The sequence below is a fragment of the Tranquillimonas alkanivorans genome (assembly GCF_900115595.1).
In the GTDB taxonomy this organism is placed as follows: Bacteria; Pseudomonadota; Alphaproteobacteria; order Rhodobacterales; family Rhodobacteraceae; genus Tranquillimonas; species Tranquillimonas alkanivorans.
In genome coordinates, this window is sequence record NZ_FOXA01000003.1 from 153,748 (window position 1) to 173,631 (window position 19,884).

General features: G+C 67.2%; 17 protein-coding genes. 16 read left to right on the forward strand and 1 reads right to left on the reverse strand.

Annotated features, from left to right (window positions below; all coding sequences use genetic code 11):
* Window positions 1–30: 30 nt before the first annotated feature.
* From BM162_RS05945 to BM162_RS06015, 15 genes are all read left to right on the forward strand, one after another.
* Entirely contained in the window at window positions 31–537 is a 507-nt protein-coding gene (locus BM162_RS05945; RefSeq protein ID WP_093419464.1) for a TRAP transporter small permease subunit, read from the forward strand.
* On the forward strand, window positions 537–1,862 hold the full coding sequence (locus BM162_RS05950; RefSeq protein WP_093419076.1) for a TRAP transporter large permease: 1,326 nt from the start codon (window positions 537–539) through the stop codon (window positions 1,860–1,862). Before BM162_RS05945 ends, BM162_RS05950 begins: the two co-directional genes overlap by 1 nt.
* 65 nt (window positions 1,863–1,927) lie before the next feature.
* Window positions 1,928–2,965, forward strand: coding sequence for a TRAP transporter substrate-binding protein (locus BM162_RS05955; protein ID WP_093419079.1), 1,038 nt, complete (start codon window positions 1,928–1,930; stop codon window positions 2,963–2,965).
* A gap of 77 nt (window positions 2,966–3,042) precedes the next feature.
* Window positions 3,043–4,407, forward strand: a complete 1,365-nt coding sequence (locus BM162_RS05960; protein ID WP_093419082.1) for a glutamine synthetase family protein — start codon at window positions 3,043–3,045, stop codon at window positions 4,405–4,407.
* A gap of 1 nt (window position 4,408) precedes the next feature.
* Entirely contained in the window at window positions 4,409–5,785 is a 1,377-nt protein-coding gene (locus BM162_RS05965; RefSeq protein WP_093419092.1) for an aldehyde dehydrogenase family protein, read from the forward strand.
* Between the two features lie 3 nt (window positions 5,786–5,788).
* Complete coding sequence (locus BM162_RS05970) at window positions 5,789–6,934, forward strand: iron-containing alcohol dehydrogenase (protein WP_093419093.1); 1,146 nt, start codon at window positions 5,789–5,791, stop codon at window positions 6,932–6,934.
* Window positions 6,935–7,269: 335 nt separating this feature from the next.
* Window positions 7,270–8,391 carry a transporter substrate-binding protein gene (locus BM162_RS05975; RefSeq protein ID WP_093419102.1) on the forward strand — a complete coding sequence of 374 codons (1,122 nt, stop codon included), beginning with the start codon at window positions 7,270–7,272 and terminating at the stop codon, window positions 8,389–8,391.
* Window positions 8,388–8,978 carry an ANTAR domain-containing response regulator gene (locus BM162_RS05980; RefSeq protein ID WP_093419115.1) on the forward strand — a complete coding sequence of 197 codons (591 nt, stop codon included), beginning with the start codon at window positions 8,388–8,390 and terminating at the stop codon, window positions 8,976–8,978. The genes BM162_RS05975 and BM162_RS05980 overlap by 4 nt, the downstream gene beginning before the upstream one ends.
* Window positions 8,975–9,877 carry an ABC transporter permease gene (locus tag BM162_RS05985; protein ID WP_439332819.1) on the forward strand — a complete coding sequence of 301 codons (903 nt, stop codon included), beginning with the start codon at window positions 8,975–8,977 and terminating at the stop codon, window positions 9,875–9,877. The genes BM162_RS05980 and BM162_RS05985 overlap by 4 nt, the downstream gene beginning before the upstream one ends.
* Window positions 9,877–10,797 carry an ABC transporter permease gene (locus tag BM162_RS05990; protein ID WP_093419117.1) on the forward strand — a complete coding sequence of 307 codons (921 nt, stop codon included), beginning with the start codon at window positions 9,877–9,879 and terminating at the stop codon, window positions 10,795–10,797. The genes BM162_RS05985 and BM162_RS05990 overlap by 1 nt, the downstream gene beginning before the upstream one ends.
* A 19-nt stretch (window positions 10,798–10,816) precedes the next feature.
* Window positions 10,817–12,442 (forward strand): ABC transporter substrate-binding protein, encoded by a 1,626-nt coding sequence (locus BM162_RS05995; RefSeq protein ID WP_093419119.1) that lies wholly within the window; start codon window positions 10,817–10,819, stop codon window positions 12,440–12,442.
* 4 nt (window positions 12,443–12,446) lie between these two features.
* Entirely contained in the window at window positions 12,447–13,391 is a 945-nt protein-coding gene (locus BM162_RS06000; RefSeq protein ID WP_093419121.1) for an acetamidase/formamidase family protein, read from the forward strand.
* Window positions 13,388–15,154, forward strand: coding sequence for an ABC transporter ATP-binding protein (locus tag BM162_RS06005; RefSeq protein WP_093419123.1), 1,767 nt, complete (start codon window positions 13,388–13,390; stop codon window positions 15,152–15,154). Before BM162_RS06000 ends, BM162_RS06005 begins: the two co-directional genes overlap by 4 nt.
* Window positions 15,155–15,318: 164 nt before the next feature.
* The gene (locus BM162_RS06010) at window positions 15,319–15,804 is read left to right on the forward strand and encodes an Lrp/AsnC family transcriptional regulator (RefSeq protein WP_177215077.1); all 486 of its coding nucleotides are present in this window, start codon (window positions 15,319–15,321) and stop codon (window positions 15,802–15,804) included.
* A 102-nt stretch (window positions 15,805–15,906) separates the two neighbouring features.
* Complete coding sequence (locus BM162_RS06015; protein ID WP_093419125.1) at window positions 15,907–17,382, forward strand: NAD-dependent succinate-semialdehyde dehydrogenase; 1,476 nt, start codon at window positions 15,907–15,909, stop codon at window positions 17,380–17,382.
* Window positions 17,383–17,481: 99 nt separating this feature from the next.
* On the opposite strand, the gene BM162_RS06020 is transcribed toward BM162_RS06015, so the two are convergent.
* Window positions 17,482–18,045: an EF-hand domain-containing protein gene (locus BM162_RS06020; protein ID WP_093419127.1), complete on the reverse strand. Its 564-nt coding sequence runs from the start codon at window positions 18,043–18,045 to the stop codon at window positions 17,482–17,484.
* A 407-nt stretch (window positions 18,046–18,452) separates the two neighbouring features.
* Between BM162_RS06020 and ligM the strand changes: the two genes are divergently transcribed.
* Window positions 18,453–19,865, forward strand: a complete 1,413-nt coding sequence (gene ligM, locus BM162_RS06025; RefSeq protein ID WP_093419130.1) for a vanillate/3-O-methylgallate O-demethylase — start codon at window positions 18,453–18,455, stop codon at window positions 19,863–19,865.
* The last annotated feature ends 19 nt before the right edge of the window (window positions 19,866–19,884 follow it).

Consider the following 19,884-nt stretch of genomic DNA (forward strand, 5'->3'; position numbering starts at 1 on the left):
GGCCGGCAGGACGAGGGGAGCATGGGCGCGATGGGGGCAGCGAAAGCCTACATCCGGTGGGTGGACGGCGCGAACCGGCTGATCGGCAGGATCGTGATGTTCGGCATCTTCGTGATGATGGGGATCCTGCTGTGGTCCTCGATCTCGAAGACGTTCTTCTTGCCGTCGATCTGGACGCTCGAAATGGCGCAGTTCGCGATGGTCACCTACTTCATCCTGGGCGGGCCATACTCGATGCAGATGGGCGCGCATGTGCGGATGGACCTGCTGTACGGCGAATGGTCGGACCGGCGGAAGGCGGCGGTGGATACCGTCACGGCGCTTTTCCTGATTACCTATCTCGTCGTGCTTCTGTGGGGCGGGATCGACAGTACGATCTATGCCTTTCAGTACGGGGGCGAGCGCAGCCCCACGGCGTGGCGGCCGTATCTCTGGCCGATCAAGATCATCATGTGCACCGGCATCGCGCTGATGCTGCTACAGACGCTGTCCGAGCTGGCCAAGGACATCCTCAGGCTCCGGGGCGAGGACATCTGATGCCGTACGAGCTGATCGCCATCCTCATGTTCTCGACCATGATGGTCATGCTGCTGACCGGCCAGCGGGTCTTCGGGGCCATCGGCTTTGTTGCCGTGGTCGCGGCGCTGCTGCTCTGGGGCGACCGGGGCGGGTACGACCTGGGCTTCTCGGCGCTGATGAAGCTGATGAAGTGGTATCCGTTGCTGACGCTGCCGATGTTCATCTTCATGGGCTATGTGCTGTCGGAAAGCCGCATCGCCGACGACCTCTACCGCATGTTCCATGTCTGGATGGGCGGCCTGTCGGGGGGCTTGGCCATCGGGACGATCGGGCTGATGGTGCTGATCTCGGCCATGAACGGGCTGAGCGTGGCGGGCATGGCCATCGGCGCGACCATCGCGTTGCCCGAGCTTTTGCGCCGGAACTACGACAAGCGGATGGTGACGGGGGTCATCCAGGCGGGATCATCCCTGGGAATCCTCGTGCCGCCGTCGGTCGTGCTGGTGCTTTACGCCATGATCGCGCGGCAGCCGGTGGGGCAGCTGTGGCTCGCAGGCGTGGTGCCGGGGCTGGTGATGGCGTCGTTCTTCGTCATCTACATCGCCATTCGCTGCAAGATCACCCCGTCGCTCGGCCCGGTCCTGTCGCCCGAGGAGCGCGACGTGGGCTGGCCGGAAAAGCTGCGGCTGCTGAGCGCGGGGCTTTTGCCGCTGGGCATCTTCTTCGTGATGATGGTGCCGTTCGTGAACGGCTGGACGTCGCTGGTGGAAAGCTCGGCCATCGGCGCGCTGGCGGCGCTGCTGGCGGCGGTGCTCAAGCGGCGCATGACCTGGGCGGTGTTCGAGACCAGCGTGCGCCAGACGCTCGCCATCTCGTGCATGTTCATGTGGATCATCCTCGCCGCGCTGGCCTTCGGCGCCGTGTTCGACGGGCTGGGGGCGGTGCGCGCCATCGAGGACCTGTTCACCGAGCGGCTGGGCCTGAGCCCGTGGGTGATCCTGATCCTGATGCAGCTGAGCTTCATCGTGATGGGCACGTTCCTGGACGACACGGCGATGCTGGTGATCGTCGCGCCGCTTTACGTGCCGCTGGTGGGGGCGCTGGGCTTCGATCTGATATGGTACGGTGTCCTCTACACCATCACGACGCAGATCGCCTACATGACCCCGCCCTTCGGCTATAACCTGTTTCTGATGCGCGCGATGGCCCCGCCCGAGATCACGCTGCGCGACATCTACGGCTCGATCCTGCCCTTCGTCCTGGTGATGGTCTGCGCACTCACGCTGGTGATGATGTTCCCGCAGATCGCGCTGTGGCTGCCCGACTATGTTTACGGAAGATAACAACCAGAACTTCAGCGAATGAAGCGATGCGACATCACGAAAGTGCCTTTCAACAGGAGGTTCCCATGACGACAAGACGCAAGTTCCTTGCCGGCGCCGCCGCCACGGCGCCCGCGGCGCTGGCCGCCCCGGCGGTCGCGCAATCGACCATCACCTGGCGGATGCAGACCTATGCCGGACCGGCGCTGGCCGCGCACGTGGTCAAGCCGGCGATCGACATGTTTAACCAGATCGCCGGTGACCGGATGCAGATCGAGCTGTTCTTCGCGGACCAGCTGGTGCCCACGTCCGAGCTGTTCCGCGCCATGCAGCGCGGCACCATCGACGCGGTGCAGTCCGACGACGACTCGATGCAGTCGCCCACCGAGGTGACGGTGTTCGGCGGCTACTTCCCCTTCGCCTCGCGCTATTCGCTCGACGTGCCGGTGCTGTTCAACCAGTACGGGCTCAAGGAGATCTGGGAGGAGGAATATTCCAAGGTCGGCGTGAAGCACGTCTCGGCCGGCGCGTGGGACCCGTGCCACTTCGCCACGAAAGAGCCGATCCGATCGCTCAAGGACCTCGAGGGCAAGCGCGTCTTCACCTTCCCCACGGCGGGCCGCTTCCTGTCGCAGTTCGGCGTCGTTCCGGTGACGCTGCCGTGGGAGGATATCGAGGTCGCGGTGCAGACCGGCGAGCTTGACGGCATCGCCTGGTCGGGCATCACCGAGGACTACACCGTCGGCTGGGCCGACGTGACCAACTATTTCCTGACCAACAACATCTCGGGCGCGTGGATCGGGCACTTCTTCGCCAACAACGAGCGTTGGATGGAGCTGCCCGACGACCTGAAGATGCTGTTCCAGCTCGCGGCCGATCAGTCGCATTACTACCGCCAGTGGTGGTACTGGGGCGGCGAGGCCCGCCTGCGCGTCCACGGCGAGAAGATGGAGCTGACCTCGATTCCCGACGACGAGTGGGACACCGTCGAGGAGGCCGCGCGCACCTTCTGGGACGAGATCGCGGCCGAGTCCGAGACCAAGCGCCGGGTCGTCGAGATCTTCAAGCAGTACAACGCCGACATGCAGAACGCCGGCCGGCCCTATCGCTACACCGCGAGCTGACGGCCTGAGAGATCCTGCGCGGCCCCGGCATCCGTCGGGGCCGCGCGCGTCCGACACGACAAAGAAAAGGGCCCCAGATGGCTGGCAATCTGACATTCGAGGCGCTGCAGACGGCGGTGCAGACCGGCGAGATCGACACGGTGCTCGTGTGCCTCGTCGATATGCAGGGGCGGCTGATGGGCAAGCGCTTCCACGCGCAGAACTTCCTCGACAGCGCGCACGAAGAAACGCACTGCTGCAATTACCTGCTGGCCACCGATCTCGAGATGGCCACGCCCGACGGCTATGCCGCCACCAGCTGGCGCGCGGGCTACGGCGACTACGTGATGAAGCCCGACCTGGCGACGCTGCGCCGGCTGCCCTGGCTCGACGGCACCGCGATGGTGCTGTGCGACGTGCTCGACCACCACACGCACCAGCCCGTGCCGCATTCGCCCCGCCAGGTGCTCAAGCGCCAGGTCGAGCGGCTCGAGGCCATGGGGCTGACCGCCATGATGGCGACCGAGCTGGAATTCTTCCTGTTCGAGAAGAGCTATGACGAGATCCGCAAGGGCGGCTTCCGCGACCTGACCCCGATCAGCGGCTACAACGAGGATTACCACATCCTCCAGACCACCAAGGAAGAGGCCGTGCTGCGGGCCGTGCGCAACCATCTCTACGCCGCCGGCATCCCCGTGGAGAATACGAAGGGCGAGGCCGAGACCGGACAGGAAGAGCTCAACATCCGCTACGCCGACGCGCTGGCCTGCGCCGATCACCACACCATCGCCAAGAACGCGGTGAAGGAAATCGCCTGGCAGCAGGGCCGCGCCGCGAGCTTCCTGCCCAAGTGGCACCACGACAAGGTCGGCAGCTCGAGCCACGTGCACATGTCGCTGTGGGAAGGGGACAAGCCTGCCTTCTTCGACGAAAGCGGCGAGCACGGCATGTCGCAGCTCATGCGCCATTTCGTGGCCGGGCAGATCGCCCATGCCCGCGACATCACGTTCTTCCTGGCCCCCTACGTCAACAGCTACAAGCGCTTCTCCAAGGGCACCTTCGCACCGACCAAGACCGCATGGTCGGTGGACAACCGCACCGCCGGGTTCCGGCTGTGCGGCGAGGGGACGAAGGGCGTGCGGATCGAGTGCCGCATCGGCGGCTCGGACCTGAACCCCTACCTCGCGCAGGCGGGATTGCTCGCCGCCGGGATCAGGGGCATCGAGGAGAAGATGGAGCTTGCGCCCGCCACGCGCGGCGACATCTACGAGGACAAGTCGTCCGGCGACGTCCCCCATACCTTGCGCGAGGCGACCGGGACGCTGCGGGGCTCGGACATGCTGCGCGCGGCGATGGGCGACGACGTGATCGACCACTACACCCGCTGCGCCGAGTGGGAACAGGAGGAGTTCGACCGGGTCGTCACCGACTGGGAAATCGCGCGCGGCTTCGAAAGGGCCTGACATGACCAAGACGCTCAAGTGCATCTCGCCGATCGACGGGTCGGTATACCTGGAACGCCCGGTGCTCGACCGCGCGGCGGCCGACGCCGCCGTCTCGGCCGCCCGCGCCTCGCAGACCGCCTGGGCCGCCCGCCCGCTTTCGGAACGGGTGGACCTGGTGCGCGCCGCCGTGGCCGAGGTGGGCAAGACGACCGACCGGATGGCGGTGGAACTGGCGCACCAGATGGGCCGCCCCGTCCGCTATGGCGGGGAGTTCGGCGGGTTCGAGGAACGCGCGAGCTACATGGCCGACATCGCCGAGACAGCTCTCGCGCCGATGGTGATCGAGGACAGCGGCGCCTTCACCCGCAAGATCCTGCGCGAGCCGCACGGCGTGGTGCTGGTCGTCGCGCCGTGGAACTATCCCTACATGACCGCGATCAACACGGTCGCCCCGGCGCTGATCGCGGGCAACGCGGTCATCCTCAAGCACGCCACGCAGACGCTGCAGGTGGGCGAGCGGCTGGCCGAGGCGTTCCATGCCGCGGGCGTGCCCGAGGACGTGTTCCAGAACGTCTTCCTCGATCATGACACGACCAGCGGCCTGATTTCCTCGCGCGCCTTCGACTTCGTCAACTTCACCGGCTCGGTGAAGGGCGGACAGGCGATGGAGCGCGCCGCCGCCGGCACCTTCACCCCCGTGGCGACCGAGCTTGGCGGGAAGGATCCCGGCTATGTCCGGGCCGACGCCGACGTGGATGCGGCGGTCGACGGGCTGATGGACGGCGCGATGTTCAACGCGGGCCAGTGCTGCTGCGGGATCGAGCGGATTTACGTCCACGAAAGCCTCTATGACGCCTTCGTTGAGAAGGCCGTCGCGCTGGTGAAAGGCATGAAGCTCGGCAACCCGCTGGAGCAGGAGACGACCATCGGCCCGATGGCCAACGTCCGCTTTGCCGCCGAGGTGCGTGCGCAGATCGAGGAGGCGGTGGCCGACGGCGCCGTGGCCCACATCGAACGCTTTCCCGAGGACGACGGCGGCGCCTACCTCACGCCGCAGATCCTCACCAACGTCAATCACGACATGCGCGTGATGCGCGACGAAAGCTTCGGACCGGTCGTCGGCATCATGCCTGTCAAGGACGACGAAGAGGCGATCCGCCTGATGAACGACAGCGTCTTCGGCCTGACCGCCGCGATCTTCACCAAGGACGCGCAGACGGCCGAGGCCATCGGCGCGCGGCTCGAAACGGGGACGGTGTTCATGAACCGTGCCGACTATCTCGACCCGGCGCTCTGCTGGACCGGGTGCAAGGACACCGGGCGCGGCGCAGGGCTGTCGGTGCTGGGCTTCCACGCGCTGACCCGGCCGAAATCGTATCACCTGAAGAAAGCCTGACAGATGAAACTGGTTGGAAACTGGTCCTACCCGACCCCCGTGCGCTTCGGGGCGGGCCGCATCGCCGAGATCGCCGAGGCCTGCCGCGCCGCCGGCATGTCGAAGCCTCTGCTGGTCACCGACAAGGGGCTGGCGGGCATGGACATCACCGCGCGCACGCTCGACCTGCTGGACAAGGCCGGGCTGGGCCGCGCGATGTTCTCGGACGTCGACCCGAACCCGAACGAGAAGAACGTCGAGGCCGGGCTGGCCGTCCTGCGCGACGGCGGCTTCGACGGCGTGGTTGCGTTCGGCGGCGGCTCGGGGCTCGACCTTGGCAAGACGCTGGCCTTCATGGCCGGACAGACGCGCCCGCTGTGGGACTTCGAAGATATCGGCGACTGGTGGACCCGCGCGGACGCGTCCAGGATCCTGCCCATCGTCGCGGTGCCGACCACCGCCGGGACAGGCTCCGAGGTCGGGCGCGCCGGGGTGATCACGAACTCCGAGACCCATGAAAAGAAGATCATTTTCCACCCCAAGATGCTGCCCGCCGTGGTGATCTGCGATCCCGAGCTGACGGTCGGGATGCCCAAGCACATCACCGCCGGCACCGGGCTCGATGCCTTCGCGCATTGCGTCGAGGCGTTCTGTTCGCCCCACTACCACCCGATGAGCCAGGGCATCGCGCTCGAAGGGATGCGGCTGGTGAAGGAGTATCTCCCTCGCGCCTATGCCGACGGCGCGGACATCGAGGCGCGCGCCCACATGATGAGCGCGGCGGCCATGGGTGCCACGGCGTTCCAGAAGGGCCTCGGTGCGATTCACGCGCTCAGCCACCCGATCGGCGCGCATCACCACACCCACCACGGCACGACCAATGCGGTGGTCATGCCGGCCGTGCTGCGCTTCAACCGGCCGGCGGCCGAGGGCGTGCTGGACCGCGCGGCGGCCTATCTGGGGATCGAGGGCGGCTATGAAGGGTTCTGCGCTTTCGTGGACGAACTCAACGCCTCGCTCGGCATACCCCGCACGCTGACCGAGCTGGGCGTGACCGATCCCGACCTCGACGTGCTCACGAAGTCCGCGCTGACCGACCCCAGCGTGGGCGGCAACCCGGTCGAGATGACCTACGACAACACGCGCAAGCTGCTGGAGGCCTGCCTGTAGGCACCGCCTTGGCGCGCGACGAATCCGCCGTCGCGCGCCAGCCGAGGGCTTGGGATGGGCTGCAGGGCCGGGAGCCGCGGATGCAGAGAGAGAGCGTTTGTGCACAACGAGCTTCGCATCCGGCCGAGGGTCGCGTCCTTGATGCGCATCGCGGGCTGAATCGTGCCTTAAATTCGGGCGCTGCGGGTATCGAAGGAATATTCTTGCGTCAACCGTGTCGACAGGCGCGTCTCGTCTGGTAAGAAGGGACAACAACCGGCCGGATCGCGGCCGTCGGCAATCGCGCCCCGCTCTCCCGTGCAACGGGAGTCGGGGCTTTTTTCGTTCGGGGCTTCATGATCCGCTTCCAGCTTGGCCTGATCTTCTCCACCTCCGGCCCGTATGCCGCTTTGGGCCAGAGCGCGCTGTGCGGCGCGTCGATGGCGATCGACGACCTGCGGACGGCGGGCGTGGCGGATATCGAGCCGGTCCTGCGCGACCCGGGCGGCGATCCCGCGCGGTACGAAAGCGCGACGGCGGACGTGCTGGGCGCGGGCGCGGTGCGGCACGTGGTCGGCGCCATCACGTCGTGGAGCCGCAAGGACATGATCCCGGTGCTCGAACGGCACGGCGGGCTCTTGTGGTACCCGTGCCCCTACGAGGGGTTCGAGAGCAACGATCACGTCGTCTACCTGGGCACCGCGCCGAACCACCACATGCTGCCGCTTATCGACCGGGTGGCCGAGACGGGGGCGCGGCGCGCCTATCTCATCGGCTCGAACTACGTCTGGGGCTGGGAAACCCTGCGCCTGGCGCGCGAACGGCTGGGCATGCGGCTGGGCGAGGTGGCGGGGGAGCGGTACATCCCGCTGGGCTCGACCGACTTCGCGCACGTGATGAAAGAGATCGAGGACCAGCGCCCCGACGTCATCGTCAACAGCCTGATCGGCCCGTCGAACGTGGCGTTCATGCGGGCGCTGGGCGAACGGCCCGGCTGGGGCAGCGGCGAGCCGGGGCGCGTCGTCAGCTGCAACCAGACCGAAGTCGACCTGGCCGACCTGGGCCCGGCGGGCGACGGAATGCTGTCGGCGGCGAGCTTCTTCGAGGAGTTGGCCGACGGGGATTTCCGCCGCCGCGTCGCCGCGCGCGCGCCGAACGGGCGGGTGTCGTCGTTCCTGGCCACCTCTTACGCGGCCGTGCAGACGCTGGCCGAGGCGGTGGCGCGGGCCGGCACGGACGATCCGCGGGCCGTGTTCCGGGCGGCCTCCGGCGCTCCGACCGACACCGTGCTCGGCCCGCTCGACATCGACGCGGTGACCCGCCACGCGGCCCTGCGCCCGCACCTCGCGCTGGCGGGGCAGGGCGACTTTCACGTGATACAATCGGCCGAGGCCCCCGTGCCCGCCGATCCTTACCTGACGAACATGCCGGCCGGGAAGGCGCGGCCGTTCAGACCCGACCTGAGGATTGTCCAATGAGCCGGCATCTGACCCACCACTTCTCGGGCGCGACCGCGGTCGTGCTGCATCACTCCGACGACGTGCGCGACCGCCTGACGGCGCGGCTGAAGGTCCTGGGCGTCCACGCCGTGGGCCGCTGGGAGAAGCTCGAGGAAGCGGACCGCGAGGCCGATTTCCTGATCCTCGACACCGACCTGGCCCACGACGACCAGTTCCCGTGGCAGCGGGCGCAGGCGCCGATGCCGGTGGTGGCGCTGATCGGCTCGGAAAGCCCAGGCCGGCTGGCCTGGGCGCTGGAGAACCGGGTCGACGCGTTCCTCCCGCTGGCGGCACTGGGCAACATCTATTCGGCGCTGGTCATCGCGCGCGCCACGTTCGATGCGAAGGTCGAACAGCGCGATCGCGACGCCGAAACGGCGCGGCGGTCCAGCCGGCGGCTCGACGTGATCCGCGCCGTGCTCAAGCTGATGCAGGAGAGCGGGGTGGACGAGGCTGTCGCGCTCAAGCAGCTGCGCGCCTTCGCCATGGTCGAGCGCGTATCGCTCGAGGATGCGGCGGCGCTTTACCTGTCCGAGAACCCGGCCGCGCGGAGGGGCATGCAGTGAGCGTCATCGACCCGCCCGCCGTCGCGCGCCGCGGCCGCGCCCGCAAGGTTGCCGCCGTCCTCGGCGAATTGATGCGCCGCCCGCGCGCGGCGTTCGGCCTGATCGTCATCGCCATCATGGCCATCGCCGCCGTTTTCGCGCCGTGGCTGATGCCGCACGACCCGTTCGAGCAGAGCTTCGACGGCCTGACGCTGGCCGGCGCGCCTCTGCCGCCGGGCGGAGAGTTCCCGCTGGGCACCGACCTTCTGGGCCGCGATCTGGCTTCACGTCTGATCCTGGGCACACGGACGTCTCTGATCATCGGGGTGCTGGCCAACGGCATCGCCGTGATCCTGGGCGCGGGTGTTGGCATCACCGCCGGCTATTTCGGCGGCTGGATCGGTGCGATCCTGATGCGTTTCACCGACCTGATGATGGCGTTCCCGGCCTTGCTGCTGGCCATCGTTCTGGCCGCGATCTTCCAGCCCTCGCTGCTGATCGTGGCGCTGGTGATCGCGATGGTGAACTGGGTGCAGATGGCCCGCGTGATCTATACCGAGACGCGCAGCCTCGCGGAACGCGAGTTCATCCAGGTCCAGCGCTCCATCGGGTCGGGCACGCTGCGGGTTCTGGGTTCGCACCTGCTGCCGCACCTGCTGTCCTCGATCGTTGTCTTCGGCACGCTCGGAATCTCGACCACGGTGCTGCTGGAAGCGACGCTCTCCTACCTCGGCGTGGGCGTGCAGCCGCCGACGCCGTCCTGGGGCAACATCATCTTCGAGAACCAGACCTATTTCAGCACGGCGCCCTGGCTGGTGTTCTTCCCCGGCGCGGCCATCGTGCTGCTGGCGCTGGCCTTCAACCTCGTGGGCGACGCGCTGCGCGACATCCTCGATCCGACGCTGAAGGGACGGCACTGATGCGCGGCTACATCATCCGGCGCCTGTTCGAGAGCGCGCTGATCCTCCTGGGCATCACGCTCGTGACGTTCATCCTGCTCTACCTCGTGCCCGCCGACCCGGCGCGGCAGATCGCGGGGCGCTCGGCCACCGCCGAGACGGTGCAGAACATTCGCGACCAGCTTGGCCTGAACGACCCGTTCTTCGTCCAGTACGCCCGCTACCTGGGCAACCTGTTCCAGGGCGACATGGGGCGCAGCTACCTCCAGCGCGCCGAGGTGTCCGAGCTGATCGCGGCACGGCTTCCCGCAAGCCTGATGCTGATGGTCGCGGCAATCGTGACCGAGTTGATCATGGGCCTGACCATCGGCGTGGTCGCGGCGCTGCGCCGCAACAAGTTTGCCGACCATTCGCTGATGATCTTCAGCTTCGTCTCGATCTCGGCCCCGCAATTCGTGATCGGCATCCTGCTGCTCTATGTCTTCGCGGTGCAGCTGGGCTGGTTCCCCATCGGCGGCTACGGCACGCCTGCGCATTTCGTGCTGCCGGCGGTGACGCTCGGTTTCCTGGGTGCGGGCTGGTACAGCCGGATGATGCGGTCGTCGATGATCGACGTGCTGGCGCAGGACTTCGTGCGAACCGCACGCGCCAAGGGCCTGTCCAAGGGCCGCATCATCCTGCGCCACGTCATGCCGAACGCGATCCTTCCGATCATCGCGATGATCGGCATCGACATCGGCCTCTTCATGTCCGGCATCGTCGTGGTCGAAAGCGTCTTCGGCTGGCCCGGCATCGGGCAGCTTGCCTGGCAGGCCATCCAGCGCGTCGACATCCCCGTGATCATGGGCGTCACGATGGTGTCCGCCACCGCGATCGTGATGGGCAACCTTCTGGCCGACCTCGTCGCGCCGCTCATCGATCCGCGCATCAAGACCAAGTAACCGACAGAGGAGTAATGACATGAAAAAGCTGCTTTACGCCGGCATCGCCGGGATCGCGCTGAGCGCCACGGGCGCCATCGCGCAGGTGGACCAGGACGCGCCGACCGGCGGCTCGATGATCGTCACCTACAAGGACGACGTGGCCACGCTGGACCCGGCCATCGGCTATGACTGGCAGAACTGGTCGATGATCAAGTCGCTGTTCGACGGGCTGATGGGCTACGAGCCCGGCACGACGACTCTCCGGCTCGAACTGGCCGACAGCCACGACATCTCGGACGACGGCCTCGTGCACACCTTCACGCTGAAGGACGGCATCAAGTTCCACAACGGGCGCGAGATCACGGCCGAGGACGTCAAGTACTCGCTCGAGCGCGTCACCAACCCCGAGACCCGCAGCCCCGGCGCCGGCTTCTTCGGCATGATCGAGGGCTTCGAAGACTGGAACGCGGGCGAGGGCGAGGGCCTGTCGGGCGTGAAGGTCATCGACGACAAGACCGTCGAGATCACGCTGAACCGCCCCGACGCCACCTTCGGGCACGTCATGGCCCTCAACTTCGCGTCGGTCGTGCCGCAGGAGGCCGTCGAAGCTTCGGGCGAGGATTTCGGTCGCGAACCCGTGGGCTCGGGCGCCTACAAGCTCGCCGACTGGACGCCGGGCCAGCAGGTCGTGTTCGAGCGGTTCGAGGATTACCACCGCGCGGGCGTCCCGAAGCTCGACCAGATCACCTTCGAGATCGGGCTTGAGCCGACCGTCGCGCTTCTGCGGATGCAGCAGGGCCAGGCCGACATCCCGGGTGACGGCATCCCGCCGGCGCAGTTCCTGCAGGTGATGAACGACCCCGAGCAGGCCGACAACGTAGTCGAAGGCGGCCAGCTTCACACCGGCTATATCACGCTGAACACGCAGATGGAGCCGTTCGACGACAAGGCGGTGCGCCAGGCGGTCAACATGGCGATCAACAAGGATCGCATCGTCCGCATCATCAACGGCCGCGCCGTTCCGGCGAACCAGCCGCTGCCGCCCACCATGCCGGGCTATGCCGAGGATTACGAGGGCTACGCCTTTGATCCCGAGAAGGCCAAGCAGATGCTGGCCGACGCAGGCTATCCCGACGGCTTCTCGACCGAGCTCTACGTGATGAACGTGGACCCGAACCCGCGTATCGCGCAGGCGATCCAGCAGGACCTCTCGGCCATCGGCATCGACGCCGAGATCCGCAATCTCGCGCAGGCCAACGTCATCGCCGCGGGTGGCGAGCCGGACCAGGCGCCGATGATCTGGTCGGGCGGCATGGCGTGGATCGCGGACTTCCCCGATCCGTCGAACTTCTACGGCCCGATCCTGGGCTGCGGCGGCGCGGTGCAGGGCGGCTGGAACTGGGCGTGGTACTGCAACGAGGAGCTCGACGCGCGCGCGGCCGAGGCGGACTCGATGACCGATCCGGACCAGGCGGAGGCGCGCATCGACGCGTGGCGCCAGATCTACCTTGACGTCATGGAAGACGCGCCGTGGGTGCCGGTCTTCAACGAGCAGCGCTTCACCTACACGTCCGACCGTCTGGCCGGTGACGACAGCCTGTTCGTGGACCCGGTCCACATCCCGGTGAACTACGACTACGTCTACTCGACCGAGGCGCAGTAACCTCATGTGCAAGCACTGTGACTACACGATTCACGGGGCGCACCATCATCACGGGTGGGATCATTCGATCCCGCCCGTCGAGACGGTGGCACCCGGATCGACCCTGCACTTCGAATGTCTAGACAGTTCGGGCGGCCAGTTCACGCCCGACAGCGTCACGGCCGATGTCGAGACGCTGGACTTCGGCAAGATCAACCCCGTCACCGGCCCTGTCTATGTCGACGGGGCCGAGCCGGGCGACGTCCTGAAGGTCGAAATCCAGGCATTCCATCCCTCGGGCTTCGGCTGGACGGCGAACATTCCCGGCTTCGGCCTGCTGGCCGACCAGTTCAAGGACCCGCACCTGAAGGTGTGGAAGTACGACCCCGAGACGCTGGCGCCGTCGGTCTTCTCGGACCTCGCGCGCGTGCCGCTCAAGCCGTTCGCGGGCACCATCGGGCTGGCCCCGGCCGAGGCCGGGCTGCACTCGGTCGTGCCGCCGCGCCGGATGGGCGGCAACCTCGACATCCGCGACCTGGCGGCAGGCACGACGCTGTACCTGCCGGTCGAGGTGGCGGGGGCGTTGTTCTCGATCGGCGACACCCACGCCGCGCAGGGCGACGGAGAGGTCTGCGGGACGGCGATCGAGAGCCCGATGAACGTTGATCTCAAGCTCGACCTCATCAAGCAGGAGAAGCTGGCCTTCCCGCGTTTTACCACGCCGGGCCCGGTCACGCGGCACCTCGACGCCAAGGGCTACGAGGTCACCACCGGCATCGGGCCGGACATGATGACCGGCGCGCGCGACGCGGTGTCGGCCATGGTGGACCTGCTGGGCAAGCAGCACGGGCTGTCGGCCGAGGATGCGTACCTCCTCTGCTCGGTCTGCGGCGATCTGCGCATTTCCGAGATCGTGGACATGCCGAACTGGGTGGTGTCGTTCTACTTCCCCCGGGTGGTTTTCGAATGACGGCCACGGCCAACACCGACGGGCAGGGCGGCGCGCGCCCTGTCCTCACCGTCCGCGATCTGCAGGTGCAGGTGGCCACGACCGGCGGCGCAAAGACCGTGCTCGACGGGCTGTCCTTCGACCTGATGCCGGGCGAGACGCTGTGCCTTGCGGGCGAAAGCGGCTCGGGCAAGTCGATGACGGCGCTGGCCATCATGGGTCTTCTGCCCAAGCCCATGGCTCGGATCACCGGCGGTTCGATCAAGCTGGGCGGGCAGGAGCTGACCGAGCTGAGCGAGGCCGGCTACCGCGACGTGCGCTCGAACCGCGTCGCGATGATCTTCCAGGAGCCGATGACCTCGCTCAACCCGCTGATGACGGTGCAGCAGCAATTGGTCGAGGTCCTGCTGGAGCATGACACCTGCTCGCGCGCCGAGGCACCGGCCCGCGCGCTCGCGCTGCTCAAGGACGTCCGTCTGACCGAACCCGAGCGGCGGCTGAAACAATACCCGCACGAGCTGTCGGGCGGCATGCGTCAGCGCGTGATGATCGCCATCGCTCTGGCCTGCGAGCCCGAGGTGCTGATCGCCGACGAGCCGACGACCGCGCTCGACGTGACGGTGCAGGCCGAGATTCTCGACCTCATCCGCCTGCTTCAGGAAGAGCACGGCACCACCGTCCTGATGATCACCCACGACATGGGCGTGGTGGCCGAGATGGCCGACCGCGTGATCGTCCTGCGTCACGGGCAGGAGGTCGAGGCCGCGCCGGTCAAGGACCTGTTCGACGCCCCGCGCAGCGACTATGCCCGCGAGCTTCTGGCCGCCGTTCCGCGCCTGGGTGCGGCCCCGGCGCGCCCCCAGCGCAAGCTGGGCGAGACGGTGGTCGAGGTCGACGACCTGACGGTGCGATTCGACATCACCGGCGGCGTCTTGAACCGCCCCGTCGCCCGCGTCCACGCGGTCGAAAGCGTGAGCTTCGACATCCGCAAGGGCGAGACGCTGGCGCTGGTGGGCGAGTCCGGCTGCGGCAAGTCCACCATCGGCAAGGCGCTCCTGGGCCTCGTCCCGTGGGAGGGCAGCATCCGGGTGGCCGGACGCCAGACGCATGGCCTGTCGCCCCGGATGCTCAAGCCGGTGCGCCGCGACATCCAGATGGTGTTCCAGGACCCGGGAGCGTCGCTCGACGCGCGCATGACCGTGCGCGACCAGGTGGCCGAACCGATGAGGGTGCACGGCATCGCCAAGGGGGCGGAGCTTGACGACCGGGTGGAGTACCTGTTCCGCCGGGTGGGGCTGAAGGCCGACATGATGGACCGTTACCCGCACGAATTCTCGGGCGGGCAGCGCCAGCGGATCTGCATCGCCCGCGCGCTCAGCCTGTCGCCGCGGGTGATTGTTGCAGATGAGAGCGTCTCGGCGCTCGACGTCTCGGTGCAGGCGCAAGTGCTGGAGCTGTTGCAGGAACTCCAGTCGCAGGACGACCTGGCGTACCTGTTCATCAGCCACGACATGGCGGTGATCGAGCAGGTGGCCGACCGCGTCATGGTCATGCGGCTGGGGCAAGTGGTCGAGGAGGGCGCGCGCGACGCCGTGCTTCACGACGCGCGCCACCCCTATACCCGGCGCCTCCTGTCGGCGGTCCCGATCCCCGACCCGCACCGCCGCCGTCCGCCGCGAGCCGAGGCCGAGCCGGGGCTGGGCAGCCCGATCCGCCGCATCGGCGACCCGCCCACGCGCCTGAACCTGAGCGAGGTCGCACCGGGGCACCGGGCGGCCTCGTGACCGGGCGGTCCCTGGCGGCCGTCCGCGCCCTTGTGCCGGTGGCGGCGCGCGTGGTGGGCGCGGGTGCCTCCGGCGGGGATATTTACAGACCAGAGATGATGCAGGGTGCGCGTCCCGCGTCGGACGGGGATGCAACCGCCGCGGGCAGGCGCTAGGGTCGGGGCATGATCCGTCTCGACGACCGTGACCTCGACATCCTGCGCGTGCTCGAACGCGAGGGCCGCATCACCAAGGCGGCGCTGGCCGAGCGCATCGGCCTGTCGCCCACCCCCGCCTGGGACCGTCTGAAGAAGCTGGAAAAAGCCGGGCTGGTCGTGGGCTACCGGGCCGAGATCGACCTGCGCAAGCTGGGGCCGCACGTCACCGTCTTCGTCGCGGCGGAGCTGGCCGACCACACGGCGGCAACCTTCCGCATCTTCGAGCAGTCGCTGGCGGGGCGGGACGAGGTCGTCGGCTGCTGGGCCCTGGGCGGCGGCTTCGACTACCTGATGCAGATCGTGACACGCGACATCGACGCCTATCAGCGGCTGATCGACTCGATGCTCGACGCGCGGATCGGGATCGCGCGGTATTTCACCTATATCGTGACCAAGCAGTTGAAGGGGCGCGGGCCGCTGCCGCTGGACCTGATCGCAGGCCGGACGGACTGACAGGGGCGGGTCCCGCAGTCCGGATCGCGCTCCCGCCGGGCCACATTCAGTCCCGCCTTTTGCCGGTGCCGCGCGACGGTGGAGAGGAAAGGAGGGCCTCACATGCTCGATTCCGCAATTTCCGCTCGCGCCGACATTTCCGACAAGCGTCTGCTGCGCGGGTTTTCCTATGTCGACGGCAAGTGGATCGCCGGCGACGACGGTAACAGCTTCGCCGTGATCGACCCCGGCTCGGGCGAGCGCATCGGCGACGTCGCCTCGCTTTCGGCGGCGCAGGCGGGCGCCGCCGTGGACCGGGCGCAGGCGGCGTTCGAGGACTGGTCGATGACGCTTCCTCAGGAGCGCAGCACCATCCTGCGCCGCTGGTTCGACCTGGTGATGGAGGCGAAGGAGGATCTTGCCCGGATCATGGTGCTGGAGCAGGGCAAGCCGCTGTCCGAGGCGCGGGGCGAAATCGACTATGCCGCGTCGTTCATCGAGTTCTACGCCGAGGAAGCCAAGCGCCCGAACATCGAGGGCGTGACCTCGCACCTGCCGGACGCGGAGGTGGAACTGTGGCTCGAGCCCGTGGGTGTGGTGGCGCTGGTCACGCCGTGGAACTTCCCCTCGGCCATGCTGACGCGGAAAGCCGCCGCCGCCATCGCGGCGGGCTGCACCGTCGTTGCGCACCCTTCGGCCGAGACGCCGTATTCGGCGCTGGCCCTGGCCGAACTGTCCGAGCGTGCCGGGATGCCCGCGGGCGTGTTCAACGTGATCACGGGCGAGGCGCCGGTGGTCGTGGAGCCGTGGACTGAGGATACGCGCGTGCGGGCGCTGTCCTTCACCGGCTCGACCGAGGTGGGGCGGCTGCTCTACCGCCAGTGCGCCGGGACCGTGAAGCGACTGGTGCTGGAACTGGGCGGCCACGCCCCGGTGATCGTGTTCAAGGGCGCCGACCTGGACGAGGCGGTGGCCGAGACGATCAAGGCGAAGTTCGCGACCTCCGGGCAGGACTGCCTGGGCGCGAACCGCATCTATATCGAGCGGCCGATCTATGACGAGTTCTGCCGCCGTTTCACCGAGGCGACGCAGGCGCTGAGCGTGGGCCGGGGCATGGACGACCCCGATATCGGGCCGCTGATGAACCACCGTGCCGTCGCCAAGCAGGAAGAGCACGTGCGCGACGCGCTGGACAAAGGCGCGCGGCTGGCCTGCGGCGGCGAGACGCTGCCGCACGGGCCGCTGTTCTATGCCCCGACCGTGCTGACCGACGTGCCCGACGAGGCGCTGATCATGCGGGAAGAGACGTTCGGCCCCGTCGCGCCGCTGACCCCGTTCGACAGCGAAGACGAGGTCGTGCGCCGGGCCAACGACAGCGAGTACGGGCTGGTGGCCTATGTCCACTCGCTGGACCCGCGCCGGATCTACCGCGTGTCGCGGGCGCTGCAGTTCGGCATGGTCGCCGTGAACCGGACGAAGGTGACCGGCGCGCCGATCCCCTTCGGCGGCATGAAGCAGTCCGGGCTGGGCCGCGAGGGCGCGCGCCGCGGCATGGAAGAGTTCATGGAGATCAAGTACCTCTGCCGCGACTGGCGCTGAAGCGCGAGGCGGCGCGTCCCATGGCGCGCCGTCGATCCCGAAGAAAAAGGCCCGCATCCATTTGGATGCGGGCCCTTTCGTCAAAGACGGTGGTGCGTCTTACAGCACGTCGCCGACTTCCTGGATCTCGGCTTCGACGTCGTCGCCGTCGAACCAGCCTTCGAACCAGCCCTCTTCCTCGACGGTGATGACCTGGTTCTCGTCGTAGTCGGCGCTGTCATACAGGCCGGTGGTGTACTCGTCCTGGCTCAGGAGCGTGTCCTGGTCGGTGTCCCACTCGGTGTAGTATTCGTTGTCCCAGGCGTCGCCGAACTCGGACTGGTCAAGGTAGCCGGACTCGTCGGCGTCCCAGTCGGTGAACGCGGTGTCGTAGTCCTCACCGAACCAGCGTTCGGTGCCCATCGTGTATTCTTCCTCGGTGATCTCGAGGTCGCCGTCCTGGTCCCAGTCGGCGTAGACGCCGGTCGCGAACTCGTTCTCGTCGAGCATCGCGTCATCGTTCATGTCCCACGCGTCGTAGTAACCGGTTTCACCGAAGCCGGTGTTGAACGTGTCGTAGTCCATGTCGGTGCCGTAATCGTCACCGAACATCTGTGCGTTCGCGGCGGTCGAGGCCAGAAGCGCGGCAACGGCGGTCGTCGTAAAGATCTTGTGGAAGCGCATGGTGCTCCTCCTTCTCTGATGGTTTTGCTGCGGGGCATCCCCGCGGCTCTGCCCCTCAACCGATCCGGCCGCGAGCCGTTCCCGGGAAATTTCGAACTGTGATCGAAGCGGCGAAAACAGGCCGGCGGTCACGCGCGCGGGGCTGCGTGCGCGGGCGGGGCCGCGGATGCAGACGCATTTGTTGCGCAATTCGGTATACAGCATTGCGCGAAGTTGCGTGAATGCCGCCATTGATCTTAGGGTTTTACCGCGTACTGTATACATGACGCCGGCATCCGAGGGAGGAGGATGTGTCGACACCCATACGCCACGGCCGCGCCGTGAACAGCGTTTCGGGCCCCGTGCCCGCGGGGCGGCCGCGCCGGTCACATCACCGTCTGAACGAGATTTGAGGGAGGAGACTACCGATGCCAAGCCTGAGCGACGTCATCAGGGAACATGCCAATCCGGTCGAAATGCTGCGCAACAGCCGGATCGGGATGTACGTCTATCCGGTCGTCGCGCCGGAATTCACCAACTGGCGCGACGAACAGCGGGCGTGGCGGGAAAGCGCCGTACTGTTCGATCAGTCCCACCACATGGACGAGCTGATCGTCGAGGGGCCGGAGGCCGAGGCGTTCCTGGCTCATGTCGGCATCAACGGGTTCGGCAATTTCGACCTGAACCGCGCCAAGCACTTCGTGCCCGTGACGCCGAACGGCCACGTGATCGGTGACATGATCATCTTCCGCGAGCGGGACGACAAGTTCATCCTCGTCGGCCGCGCCCCCACCGCCAACTGGACGAAGTTCCAGGCCGCGGTCGGCACATGGAAGGTGCGCCTGGCCCACGACCCGCGCTCGCCCAGCCGTCCCGATGGCGAAAGGGTGCTGCGCACGCATTACCGGTTCCAGATCCAGGGTCCCGACGCGCCGAAGATTTTCGAGAAGATCAACGGCGGCCCCGTGCCCGACATCAAGTTCTTCCACGTCGACTGGATCAATGTCGGCTCGAAGCGTGTGCAGGCGTTGCGTCATGGTATGGCCGGTGCGCCGGGGCTCGAGATCTGGGGGCCCTACGCCGACAAGCACTATGTGGAGTCGACGATCCTTCAGGCGGCGCGCGACGCGGGTGTGAACCTCGTGCGGGTGGGCACGCGGGCCTATTCTACGAACACTCTCGAGTCGGGATGGATCCCGTCGCCGCTGCCGGGCATCTACTCGGGCGGAGGCATGCTCGAGGAGTATCGCGACTGGCTCGGCGCCGACAGCTACGAGGCGGCGGGTTCGATCGGTGGCAGCTTCGTGAGCGACGACATCGCCGACTACTACGTCAACCCGTTCGAGCTGGGCTACGGCTTCTATATCGGCTGGAAGAAGGACGACTTCATCGGCAAGCAGGCGCTGGAAAAGCTGAAGGACGCGCCGACGAACCGCAAGAAGGTCACGTTCGAGTGGAACGCCGAGGACGTGATGAAGGTGATCGCATCGGCTTTCGAACCGGGGCGCAAGCGCCCGCTGAAGTGGATCGACTTCCCGCAGCCGAACTATGCGTCGTCCTCGGCGGACATGGTCATGCACGGCGACAAGATGGTCGGCATGTCGATGTTCAACGGCTACTCCTACAACGAACGCTGCCTGCTTTCGCTGGGCGTCGTGGATCAGAGCGTCGAGATCGGCGACGTGCTGACCCTGAAGTGGGGCGAGCCGGACGACACCGCCAAGACCTCGACCGAACCGCACAAGCAGGCTGACATTCGCGTGCGCGTATCGCCCACGCCCTATTCAGCCGAGGCGCGGGAGACGTACGCTGCGGACAGCTGGCGCACCAAGGCCGTCTGACGCGGCCGCGTCCTTGACG

Bases quoted from the DNA above. Each gene is read 5' to 3' on its own strand.
- BM162_RS05970 (WP_093419093.1), top strand. From the start codon at position 5,789: ATGAAACTGGTTGGAAACTGGTCCTACCCGACCCCCGTGCGCTTCGGG.
- BM162_RS05960 (WP_093419082.1), top strand. From the start codon at position 3,043: ATGGCTGGCAATCTGACATTCGAGGCGCTGCAGACGGCGGTGCAGACC.
- BM162_RS05950 (WP_093419076.1), top strand. From the start codon at position 537: ATGCCGTACGAGCTGATCGCCATCCTCATGTTCTCGACCATGATGGTC.
- BM162_RS05990 (WP_093419117.1), top strand. From the start codon at position 9,877: ATGCGCGGCTACATCATCCGGCGCCTGTTCGAGAGCGCGCTGATCCTC.
- BM162_RS05945 (WP_093419464.1), top strand. From the start codon at position 31: ATGGGGGCAGCGAAAGCCTACATCCGGTGGGTGGACGGCGCGAACCGG.
- BM162_RS06015 (WP_093419125.1), top strand. From the start codon at position 15,907: ATGCTCGATTCCGCAATTTCCGCTCGCGCCGACATTTCCGACAAGCGT.
- BM162_RS05975 (WP_093419102.1), top strand. From the start codon at position 7,270: ATGATCCGCTTCCAGCTTGGCCTGATCTTCTCCACCTCCGGCCCGTAT.
- BM162_RS06000 (WP_093419121.1), top strand. From the start codon at position 12,447: ATGTGCAAGCACTGTGACTACACGATTCACGGGGCGCACCATCATCAC.
- BM162_RS05965 (WP_093419092.1), top strand. From the start codon at position 4,409: ATGACCAAGACGCTCAAGTGCATCTCGCCGATCGACGGGTCGGTATAC.
- BM162_RS06005 (WP_093419123.1), top strand. From the start codon at position 13,388: ATGACGGCCACGGCCAACACCGACGGGCAGGGCGGCGCGCGCCCTGTC.
- BM162_RS06010 (WP_177215077.1), top strand. From the start codon at position 15,319: ATGATCCGTCTCGACGACCGTGACCTCGACATCCTGCGCGTGCTCGAA.
- BM162_RS05955 (WP_093419079.1), top strand. From the start codon at position 1,928: ATGACGACAAGACGCAAGTTCCTTGCCGGCGCCGCCGCCACGGCGCCC.
- BM162_RS05980 (WP_093419115.1), top strand. From the start codon at position 8,388: ATGAGCCGGCATCTGACCCACCACTTCTCGGGCGCGACCGCGGTCGTG.
- BM162_RS06020 (WP_093419127.1), bottom strand. From the start codon at position 18,045: ATGCGCTTCCACAAGATCTTTACGACGACCGCCGTTGCCGCGCTTCTG.
- BM162_RS05995 (WP_093419119.1), top strand. From the start codon at position 10,817: ATGAAAAAGCTGCTTTACGCCGGCATCGCCGGGATCGCGCTGAGCGCC.
- ligM (WP_093419130.1), top strand. From the start codon at position 18,453: ATGCCAAGCCTGAGCGACGTCATCAGGGAACATGCCAATCCGGTCGAA.